Genomic DNA, 10,442 nt, shown 5'->3' with positions numbered 1-10,442 from the left:
GTCAGGTCTGGGTGCTTTGGCGGGCGTGCCAGCCGGTGCGGACCATGTCGTCGACGGTGTATCGGTTGGCCCAGTCGAGGTCGCGGGCGGCGAGGTCGCCGGTGGCGACGATGCGGTCGGGGTCGCCGGGGCGGCGCGGGGCGATCTCGGGGGTGAAGGGGATGCCGGTGACCCGGGCCATGGCGTCCATGATCTGGCGCACCGAGAGGCCGTTCTGCGAGCCGAGGTTGTACGCCGGCTCGATCGGCTCGCCGTCCTGGAGGCGTCGGGCGGCGACGGCGTGGGCGGCGGCGATGTCGCCGACGTGGACGTAGTCGCGCACGTTGGTGCCGTCGGGGGTGTCGTAGTCGTCGCCGTTGATGCGCGGGGTGCGGCCGGCCAGGAGCGCTTCGAAGACGATGGGGAACAGGTTGTGCGGGCTCGTGTCGTGCACGGTGGGGTCGGCGGAGCCGACGACGTTGAAGTAGCGCAGCGACGTGTGCCGCAGCGGGGTGTCGGAGCCGGCGGTCGCGCGTGCCTGATCGGCGATGATCCATTCGCCGATGAGCTTGGACTCCCCGTAGGGGGAGGCGGGGCGCTTGGGCAGGTCTTCGGTCACGAGCGGCACGTCGGGTGTGCCGTAGACGGCGGCGGAGGACGAGAACACGAGGTTCGCGACGCCCGCGGCATCCATCGCCTCGAGCACGACGCGGGTGCCCTCGACGTTCTGCGCGTAGGTGTGCAGGGGGCGCTGCACCGAGACGCCGGCGTATTTGAACCCGGCGACGTGGATCACGCCGGTGACGTCGTGGTCGCGGAGGGTGTGCTCGACGAGGTCGCGGTCGAGGATCGAGCCGCGCACGAACGGGATGCCGTCGGGCACGAACTCCGCGTGACCGCTGGAGAGGTCGTCGAGCACGACGGGGTCGAGGCCCGCCTCGGCGAGCGCGCGGACGATGTGGGCGCCGATGTAGCCGGCACCGCCGGTGACAAGCCAGGACATGGGTCCATTCTGCCCGGTCGGTGCACGCCGCCACGCCGCCGGGCTCACGCCCGGCCGAGGCGACGCGATGCCGTCGAGGCGCGCCGGCCGGGGCCGACGGCATTCCCCCGTCGCCACCCACGGACGAGCCCCCACGCGATCGAGCCACCCTCCTCCGTGTGGAGACGGAGAGGGTGGCTCGATCGGACGGGGCGGCTCGCGGCCCGGCTCGTGCCGGGCCGCCGCCGGTCGCGGCTACGCGTCGCCGAGGGCGGCGGACACGACGGCCCGCGCCTCCTCCTGCACCTGCGCGAGGTGGTCGGCGCCCAGGAGCGACTCGGCGTACAGCTTGTACACGTCCTCGGTGCCGGAGGGGCGCGCGGCGAACCACGCGTGCTCGGTCTGGACCTTGAGGCCGCCGATCGCGGCGCCGTTGCCCGGCGCGTGCGACAGCTTCGCGGTGATCGGCTCGCCGGCGAGCTCGGTCGCGGTCACGGCCTCGGGCGACAGCTTCGACAGCGCCGCCTTCTGCGCGGGGGTCGCCGCGGCGTCGACGCGCTGGTACACCGAGGCGCCGAACTCCTGCTCCAGCTCCGCGTAGCGCTGCGACGGGCTCTTGCCGGTGACCGCGATGATCTCCGACGCGAGCAGGCACAGCAGGATGCCGTCCTTGTCGGTCGTCCACACGGTGCCGTCCTTGCGCAGGAACGAGGCGCCGGCCGACTCCTCGCCGCCGAACGCGACCGATCCGTCGAGCAGGCCCGGCACGAACCACTTGAAGCCCACCGGCACCTCGATGAGCGCACGGCCCAGCGACTCCGCGACGCGGTCGATGATCATCGACGACACGAGGGTCTTGCCGATCGCGGCATCCGTCGGCCAGCCCGGACGGTTGCGATACAGGTAGTCGATCGCGACCGCGAGGTAGTGGTTCGGGTTCATGAGCCCCGCGTCGGGGGTCACGATGCCGTGGCGGTCGGCGTCGGCGTCGTTGCCGGTCAGCACGTCGAACTGGTCGCGGCGGGCGACGAGCGCGGCCATCGCCGAGGGCGAGCTCGGATCCATGCGGATCTTCTCGTCCCAGTCGAGCGTCATGAACCGCCAGGTCGGGTCGACCTCGGGGTTGACGACCGTGAGGTCGAGGCCGTAGCGCTCGCCGATGAGTGCCCAGTACTCCACCGAGGCGCCGCCGAGCGGGTCGGCGCCGATGCGGATGCCGGCGTCGCGGATCGCCGCGACGTCGATGATGTTCTCCAGATCCGCGACGTACGCCTCGCGGAAGTCGTACGAGCGGACCCGGCCGTCGGGGATGTCGGCGTGACGTGTGCGCTTGACGCCCTCGAGGCCCGCGGCGATGAGCTCGTTGGCGCGGTTCGCGATCCATCCGGTGGCGTCGGTGTCGGCGGGGCCGCCGTTCGGCGGGTTGTACTTGAAGCCGCCGTCGCGCGGCGGGTTGTGCGAGGGGGTCACGACGATGCCGTCGGACCGGCCCGGGTCGTCGAGGGCGCGGCCGCGGTTGTAGGCGAGGATGGCGTGGCTGAGCGCCGGGGTCGGCACCCACGAGTCGCGCGAGTCGGTGCGCACGTCGACGTCGTTGGCGACGAGCACCTCGACCGCGGTGCGCTCGGCGGGCAGCGAGAGCCCGTGCGTGTCGCGACCGAGGAACAGGGGCCCTTCGATCCCCTGCGCGGTGCGGTAGTCCACGATCGCCTGGGTCGTGGCGAGGATGTGGTCCTCGTTGAAGCTCGTCGACAGTGACGAGCCTCGATGGCCGCTCGTGCCGAAGGCGACCCGTTGTTCGGGGATCGCGGCATCGGGCTTGCGGTCGTAGTAGGCGGTGATCAGTTCATCGATGTCGACGAGGTCGGATGCCTCGGCGGGCTGTCCAGCACGGCTCATGGGATCAGTCTGGCACCGCGTCTGCCTCTCTGCACGTCACGGATAGGCTCTATCCGTGACCAGCGCCCCTGACGTCGACTCCGACGCGCCCGTCCGCCGCGTGTACAGCTACCTCGGTCCGGCGGGGACGTTCACCGAGGTGGCGCTCGGCCAGGTGCCCGAGGCGCGCGACCAGACCTGGCGGCCGGTCCGCAACGTGGGCGAGGCGCTGGGCGACGTCGTCGAGGGCAGGGCGGATGCCGCCATGATCGCGATCGAGAACTCGATCGACGGCGGCGTGTCGACCGCCCAGGACGCCCTGGCCACCATGCCGGGCCTGCGGATCGTGGGGGAGTACCTCGTGCCGGTCAGCTTCGTGCTGGTCGGGCGCCCCGGCACGAGGCTCGAGGACGTGACGCTCGTCGCAGCGCACCCGGTGGCCTACGCGCAGTGCCTGCAGTGGCTCACCGGGGCGCTCCCCGAGCACGCGCACCTGCCGGCCGCGAGCAACGTCGCCTCGGCCGTGGGCCTCGTCGACGGGACGAGCGACGCGGACGCCGCGATCGCTCCGCCCGGCATCCTCGACCATCACGAGCTCGAGCTGCTGGCCGAGGACATCGGCGACAACCCGAACGCGGTGACGCGGTTCGTGCTCGTCAGCCGCACGGTGGCCCCGCCGTCGCCGACCGGGGCGGACAAGACGTCGCTCATCGCCGAGCTGCCCGACGACCACCCCGGCGCGCTGCTCGAGCTGCTGGAGCAGTTCTCCACGCGCGGGATCAACCTGTCGCTCATCGAGTCGCGACCCATCGGCGACGCCCTGGGCCGCTACCGCTTCGTGATCGACGCCGACGGCCACGTCGCCGACGAGCGCATGGCCGACGCGCTCCTGGGACTGCGCCGCTTCAGCCCGAAGGTCACCTTCCTCGGGTCGTACCCGCGGGCCGACCGCGCGATCGTGCACTATCCCGACCGCTACTCCGACGACGTGTTCGTCGAGGCGCGGGACTGGCTGCGCGGGCTCCTCTCCGGCGAGCCGGAGCAGTAGCGCGGGCGGCGTCGCACGGCGGTTCTTCGGAGACGTGCGCAGGGTCGGATGCCGGAGCGTCCCGGCATCCGACCCTGCGCCGATCTGCGACGATGCGCCGCGCTACGGGGTCGCCGATCCCGCCATGACGAGCGTGAGGATCAGGCCGCCGAGCAGCAGCGAGAGATAGCTCACGACCGTGGAGCCGCCGACGCCGATGGCGATCGCGCCGCCGACCTTGGGGAGGCCCGTGCGCCGGCAGGCGACGATGCCGAGGATCAGCGCGACGAGCGCCAGCACGAACATCGTGATGTTGGCGGCCATGAGCAGGGCGTTGTGCGCCGCGAGTCCGGCGGGCATCGCGTTCGAGGGGCTCGACGGGTCCGGCATGGAGGCGATCGTGGCCTGCGTGATGAGCGTCGGCTGGACGGTCGTCCACGCGAAGCTGACCAGCAGCTGGATGATCGCCACGATCAGGGCGGCGCGACCGAGAGGGTTGCGCCGCGCGCCCGGGAGCACCGATTCCGTGGGTGTGCCTGTGCTGTTCATGACTGCTCCTCTCGAAAAAGTGATATCACTCTTAAAGTGATATCACTATAGCCACGAGCGAGCTCGGAGGGGAAGAGCGGATGCCGGGTGCCCCGCCGCCCGTCCTCGCGGGGAGGGGCGGGCGCGCGTGACGGTTCGCCGGGGGTGCTAGCCGACGAGGAGCTCGAGGGTCTCGACGCGGGCGGGCGTGGCATCCATCGGATCGTCGTCGTACGCGGCGGCGACCGGCGACACCATGACCTCGTCCACGCCGTGCTGCGCCGCGAAGGCGGCGAGCCGGGCGCGGGCCTCGGGGCCGGTGCCGACGAACCAGCGGCGGCGCAGGCCGTCGAGGAGGGGTGCGGCCAGGCGGTCGGACGCCTCGGCCTCGGCCGCCTGCTCGACCGTCTCGAGCGCGACGAGCGGCAGGTTGCCGCGCAGCCGCGCCATCATGCGGGCCTGCGGAAGCATGCGCTCCTCGGCGAGGGCGTCGGACGCGGCGGCGACGGCGTTCGCGGTGAGGAAGGTGCGCGGGCGCTCGAGGTGCGTGGACGGGCGGAACTGCTCGCGGTAGAGGTCCAGCGCGCGCTCCAGCCCGGCGCCCGAGAAGTGGTTGGCGAAGACGTAGGGCAGCCCGAGCGAGGCGGCGAGCTGCGCGGAGTAGTCGCTCGATCCGAGCAGCCACACCTCGGGCGTCGTCGTGGCCGCGGGCGTCGCGTGCACGTCGTAGGTGCCGCCCGACGTGAACCGCAGCGTCGCACCCTCGCCCGACGTGAGCGCGAGGATGTCGCGGATGTGATCGGGGAAGCGCTCGACGTCGCTCGTCGTTCCCGACATCCGCAGCAGCTGCGTGATCACCGGGTCGCTGCCCGGCGCGCGGCCGATGCCGAGGTCGACGCGGCCCGGCGCGAGCGCCTCCAGCGCCGCGAACTGCTCCGCCACGACGAGCGGGGAGTGGTTGGGCAGCATGACCCCGCCCGAGCCGACCCGGATCCGCTCGGTGCGCGCCGCCGCGGCGGCGGCGAGCACCGGCGGCGTGGTCGAGGCCACGGCGGGCATGTTGTGGTGCTCGGCGAACCAGTAGCGGCGGTAGCCGAGCTCGTCGGCGCGGCGCACGAGCGCGAGCGACGCCGCGACCGCCTGCGGGCTGGTCTGCCCGGCGCGCACGGGCACGAGGTCGAGGACGGAGAGCGCGGGAGCGGGCGAGGCGGTCATCTCCGAGGACAACGAGGCCCGGCGCCCCGCGTATTCCGCGTCGTGCCCGTTCGTCCGTCCGCGAGACTCCAGTGGTGCGTCGAGACTGCGTGCAGAGCGTGCCGTCTCGACGCGCAGAAGAAGTCTCGCGGGCAGACGGCCGGCAGCGCCGCGGCTCAGGCCACGAGACGGTGGCCGTCGGGCACCGTCACGACGAGCCCGCCGTGGTCCACGCGGCAGTGCACGTGCACGGCCGCGCCGAACTCGTCGCCGTCCAGCTGCACCGGCTGCGCCGACTCGGCCGCGACGTCGATCCCCGTGCCGCGCGCGTAGCGCACCGCGTTGTCCTTGGTCCGCAGCGCCAGCACCCGCTGCCCCGCGCGGAACCTGCGCAGCACGCTGTTGTCCCACGCGACGCGGCGCCACACCAGCAGCCAGCCGAACGGACCCTTCGGCTGGAAGATCGCGACGTCGAGCTCGCCGTCCGAGACCGACGCCTCGGGGATCAGCTCCAGGCCGGCCGGCAGCGACCCGCAGTTCGCGAACAGGATGCTCTGCACGTGCGCGCGGTGCATCCGGTGTCCGGGCACCTGGTAGATGACGGAGAACGGCTTCGCGCCGACGAGGGAGCGCGCCGCGCCGTCGACGTAGGCCATCCAGCCGACGCGCTTCTTGAGGTCGCCGCTCGTGTTCGCGATCATCGCGGCGTCGAGCCCGATGCCGCCCATCACGACGAACGCGCGCTCCTCCGTCGCGCCGCCGGCGCGGGTCAGGCGCACGACCCCGACGTCGATCGCGTGCGTGTCGCCGTCGAAGGCGGTGCGGATCATCGCCTCGGGATCGTCGAGGGGGAGCCGGAGGTTGCGGGCGAGCAGGTTGCCGGTGCCGCTCGGGACGATCGTGAGCGGCACGCCCGAGCCGTTCATGGCCTCGCTCACCGCGCGCACGGTGCCGTCGCCGCCGGCGACCAGCACGGCTCCCACGCCCATCGACAGGGCGCGGCGCGCGACCCCGTCGCCGATGTCCTTCACGGTCGTCTCGTAGAACAGCGGCGCCAGCCAGCCGGCATCGTGCGCGCAACGGCGGACGGCGGCGCGCAGCGCCTTCTTGTCGACCTTGATCGGGTTGTAGATCAGCGCGACCCGTCGCGCGGAGCGGGACCGGCCGATCATGGGGGCCACGATACCCGTCGGAGCGCGGCATTAGGCTGGTCGGGTGATCGATCCGGCCCTTCTGCGTGAGAACCCCGACCTCGTACGGCGCTCCCAGGAGGCTCGCGGCGAGTCGTCCGAGACGGTGGATGCCGCGATCGCGGCCGACCGCGACCGGCGCGCGGCGATCACCGTCTTCGAAGAGCTGCGCGCCGCGCAGAACGCCCACGGCAAGCTCGTCGCGCGCGCGCCGAAGGACGAGAAGCCGGCGCTCGTGGCCGAGGCGAAGGCGCTCAGCGAGCAGGTCAAGCAGGCCCAGCACGCGGCCGCCGCGGCCGAGTCCGTCGCCGCGGAGGCCCTCGCGGCGATCGAGAACATCGTGCTCGACGGGGTGCCGGCCGGTGGCGAGGACGACTTCGTCACCCTCCGCACGCACGGCGAGCCGGCATCCTTCGACTTCGAGCCCCTCGACCACCTGGCGCTGGGGGAGCGGCTCGGCGCGATCGACATGGAGCGCGGCACGAAGGTGTCGGGCAGCCGCTTCTACTTCCTCACCGGCATCGGCGCGCGGCTCGAGCACGCCCTCATGTCGCTGGGGCTGCAGCGTGCGCTCGACGCCGGGTTCGTGCCGATGATCCCGCCGACGCTCGTGCGCGCCGAGGTCATGCGCGGCACCGGGTTCCTGGGTCAGCACGCCGCCGAGGTGTATCGCCTCGACGAGGACGACCTGTACCTCGTCGGCACGAGCGAGGTCCCGCTCGCGGGCTACCACATGGACGAGATCCTCGATCTGTCCGCCGGCCCCAAGCGCTACGCGGGCTGGTCGACGTGCTACCGCCGCGAGGCCGGGTCGTACGGCAAGGACACCCGCGGCATCATCCGTGTGCACCAGTTCAACAAGCTCGAGATGTTCGTCTTCACGACACCGGGGGATGCCGCTGCCGAGCACGACCGCCTGGTCGCGCTGCAGGAGGGCATGCTGCAGGACCTCGGCCTCAGCTACCGCGTGATCGACGTCGCCGCGGGCGACCTCGGCTCGAGCGCCGCGCGCAAGTACGACGTCGAGGCGTGGGTGCCTACGCAGGGCGCGTTCCGCGAGCTGACGTCCACGTCGAACTGCACGACCTATCAGGCGCGCCGTCTCGACATCCGCCACCGTCCCGACGGCGGCCGCACCCAGCACGTCGCGACCCTCAACGGCACGCTGGCCACGACCCGCTGGCTCGTCGCGCTGCTCGAGACGCACCAGCGCGCCGACGGCTCGGTCGTCGTGCCCGAGGTGCTGCGCCCGTACCTCGGCGGGCTCGAGGTGCTGGAGCCGGTCGCGTGAGCACGCGGTGCACGTCCTGCGCGCCGCAGCGCGCCGATCGCCCGAAGGAGGCGATCGCATGAGCGATGCCCACCTGCCGGCCACAGGCAGCGTCAAGGTCGTCAAGCCCAAGAAGGCCGCGCGTCTCGTCGAGGAGATCGCGGAAGACACCGAGAACCCCGAGATCCCCACCGAGCGGCTGCTGATCGTGCTCGACATCGACGGCACGATCATCCTCGAGGACGAGTCGCTCAGCCCGGGCGTGGTGGATGCCGTCGCCCACGCGCACCGCACCGGCCACGAGGTCATGCTCGCGACCGGCCGCAGCTGGGAGAGCACCCGCGGCATCCTGCGCGTGCTGTCGATGGCGCCGGAGTACGTGGTGTGCTCGAACGGCGCGGTCATCATGAAGCGCGTGGACGGCGCCGAGACGCGCTATGAGCGCTTCCACATCGACACGTTCCACCCGCGCGAGGTGCTGCAGCTGCTGCGCGAGCACCTGTCCGACGCGCACTACATGGTCGAGCTGCCCGACGGTGCGCGCCTGTACACCGACCCGATGCCGGACTGGAACCTCCGCGGCGCGCGCCGCGTGAGCTTCGAAGAGCTGGGGCGCCGCGAGGTGTGCCGTGTCGTCGTGGTGGCCCCGAACGAGACCGACCGGGACTTCGTCGAGCTCGTGAACCGCATCGGGCTGAACGAGGTGTCGTACGCGGTCGGCTGGTCGGCGTGGCTCGACATCGCGCCGCAGGGCGTGGACAAGTCCACCGCGCTGGAACGTGTGCGGAACTGGCTCGGCATCGACCCGGCGCACGTGCTCGTGATGGGCGACGGCCGCAACGACGTCGGCATGTTCCGCTGGGCGCGCGAGCACGGCGGCCGCGCCATCGCGATGGCGCAGGGCCCCGAGGAGGTCCGGCGTGAGGCGTCCGAGACGACCGGCTCGGTGCACGCGGGCGGCGTCGCCGAGGTGCTGAGCCGGCTCTGAGCCCGCCGGAGGTCCGCGCGGAGTGCGGTGGCGACGGCGCGGTGTTCAGCGCCTCCACAGCAGGTCTGGGCGAGAATTGCGCTGGGCCCGTCCACTAGACTCGACGCCTGTTCGGCGGATGCCACGGCATCCATCGGGAGGGTTGTCCGAGCGGCCGATGGACCTGGTCTTGAAAACCAGTGGGCAGCAATGTCCCGTGGGTTCGAATCCCACACCCTCCGCTGGTTCTCCGGATGCCCCCGCCAGGGGCCGCCGGGGGCCGTATCCCCACCCGAGAGGACACTCGTGAGCGAGAGCCCCGTGACGACCGCGCGGTCGCGCCGACGGCATCCGGTCGCCCGTCACGGCATGCTGAAGACGCCGCGTCCGCTCGGCCAGCTGTTCACCGTGATCGGCGTCGCACTCGCCGTGGTCCTGGTGTCGGGGCTCAGCGTGGCCGCGTACGCGACCTACGACTTCGCGACCAGCTTCACGAAGGACGCGGTCGTCCTCGAGGGGCAGGATGCCGTTCCGCCCGACATCGGCGCCATCGAGGGCGGCGTGAACCTGCTCCTGACCGGCACGGACGCCTGCGAGCCGGCCTACGCGGCCTACTTCGGCGAGCGCTGCGAGGGCCCGGAGGCCGACGAAGAGCTCAACGACGTCAACATGCTCCTGCACATCTCGGACGAGCCGCGGCGGGTCACCGTCATCTCGTTCCCTCGGGATCTGCGTCTCGACATCCCCGCGTGCACGAACGCGGACGGCGTCGACACGGGCGACACGTACGACATGCTCAACACGGCATATGTCTACGGCCAGCTCGGCTGCGTCGTGAAGACCATCTCGAACCTCACCGGCCTCGACATCCAGTACGCGGCCAAGGTCACGTGGGGCGGCGTCATCGAGATCACCAACGCCATCGGCGGCGTCGAGGTGTGTCTCGCGAGCGGCATCTACGACCCCAACACGGGCCTCGACCTCGAGGCCGGCAACTACACGCTCGCCGGCATCGACGCGCTGCAGTTCCTCCGCACGCGCTACGGCGTCGGGAACGGCGGCGACCTCGGCCGCATCTCGAACCAGCAGCAGTACATGTCGCGACTGGCACGCAAGCTCGTGAGCGAGGAGGTGCTGACCAACCCCACGACGCTGATCCGGCTGGCCCGCACCGTCGTCGACAACGTGACGCCGTCGCAGTCGCTGACCAACCCTCTGACGCTCGTGCAGATCGCGCTCGCGGTCAAGAACGTCCCGTTCGACGAGATCGTCTTCCTGCAGTACCCCGTCTACCCCGACCCCGACGACCCCAACCGCGTCGTGCCCGACTACGAGGCCGCCGACGCGCTGTGGGCCGCGCTCGCCGCGAACCAGCCGCTGCAGCTGACCGGCGGCGTGAGCCAGGGCGACGGCGTCGTCGACGTCGG

Annotated in this window: 9 protein-coding genes and 1 tRNA gene; 5 read left to right on the top strand and 5 right to left on the bottom strand. The window is 71.9% G+C overall.

Features of this window, described 5'->3' with window-relative positions; translation table 11 throughout:
- Position 1: 1 nt before the first annotated feature.
- Both galE and pgm read right to left on the bottom strand, forming a co-directional pair.
- Positions 2–982 carry a UDP-glucose 4-epimerase GalE gene (gene galE, locus WML84_RS09225; RefSeq protein WP_347345851.1) on the bottom strand — a complete coding sequence of 327 codons (981 nt, stop codon included), beginning with the start codon at positions 980–982 and terminating at the stop codon, positions 2–4.
- 234 nt (positions 983–1,216) lie between these two features.
- On the bottom strand, positions 1,217–2,860 hold the full coding sequence (pgm, locus tag WML84_RS09220; RefSeq protein ID WP_347345850.1) for a phosphoglucomutase (alpha-D-glucose-1,6-bisphosphate-dependent): 1,644 nt from the start codon (positions 2,858–2,860) through the stop codon (positions 1,217–1,219).
- Between the two features lie 55 nt (positions 2,861–2,915).
- Here pgm and pheA point away from each other — a divergent pair, with 55 nt between their 5' ends.
- Positions 2,916–3,887, top strand: coding sequence for a prephenate dehydratase (gene pheA / locus WML84_RS09215; protein ID WP_347345849.1), 972 nt, complete (start codon positions 2,916–2,918; stop codon positions 3,885–3,887).
- A gap of 102 nt (positions 3,888–3,989) precedes the next feature.
- On the opposite strand, the gene WML84_RS09210 is transcribed toward pheA, so the two are convergent.
- The 3 genes from WML84_RS09210 to WML84_RS09200 form a co-directional block, all read right to left on the bottom strand.
- Positions 3,990–4,415, bottom strand: coding sequence for a hypothetical protein (locus WML84_RS09210; protein ID WP_347345848.1), 426 nt, complete (start codon positions 4,413–4,415; stop codon positions 3,990–3,992).
- Positions 4,416–4,562: 147 nt separating this feature from the next.
- A complete protein-coding gene (locus WML84_RS09205) occupies positions 4,563–5,609 on the bottom strand; it encodes an MsnO8 family LLM class oxidoreductase (protein ID WP_347345847.1) in 1,047 nt (348 codons plus the stop codon).
- 155 nt (positions 5,610–5,764) lie between these two features.
- A complete protein-coding gene (locus WML84_RS09200) occupies positions 5,765–6,760 on the bottom strand; it encodes a diacylglycerol kinase family protein (RefSeq protein ID WP_347345846.1) in 996 nt (331 codons plus the stop codon).
- A gap of 43 nt (positions 6,761–6,803) precedes the next feature.
- On the opposite strand from WML84_RS09200, the gene serS reads away from it, so the two are divergent.
- The 4 genes from serS to WML84_RS09180 form a co-directional block, all read left to right on the top strand.
- The gene (gene serS / locus WML84_RS09195) at positions 6,804–8,069 is read left to right on the top strand and encodes a serine--tRNA ligase (RefSeq protein WP_347345845.1); all 1,266 of its coding nucleotides are present in this window, start codon (positions 6,804–6,806) and stop codon (positions 8,067–8,069) included.
- Between the two features lie 58 nt (positions 8,070–8,127).
- Positions 8,128–9,036: an HAD family hydrolase gene (locus WML84_RS09190; protein ID WP_347345844.1), complete on the top strand. Its 909-nt coding sequence runs from the start codon at positions 8,128–8,130 to the stop codon at positions 9,034–9,036.
- A gap of 136 nt (positions 9,037–9,172) precedes the next feature.
- Positions 9,173–9,257: transfer RNA gene (locus tag WML84_RS09185), tRNA-Ser, on the top strand.
- A gap of 64 nt (positions 9,258–9,321) precedes the next feature.
- Positions 9,322–10,442: LCP family protein (locus WML84_RS09180; protein WP_347345843.1), on the top strand; the 1,121-nt coding region annotated here is incomplete at its 3' end.

Origin of the sequence: Microbacterium sp. (genome assembly GCF_039812165.1) — a bacterium.
In the GTDB taxonomy this organism is placed as follows: Bacteria; Actinomycetota; Actinomycetes; order Actinomycetales; family Microbacteriaceae; genus Microbacterium.
The sequence above is the reverse complement of the archived record's forward strand: the minus strand, read 5'-3'. Positions and strand labels throughout refer to the sequence as shown.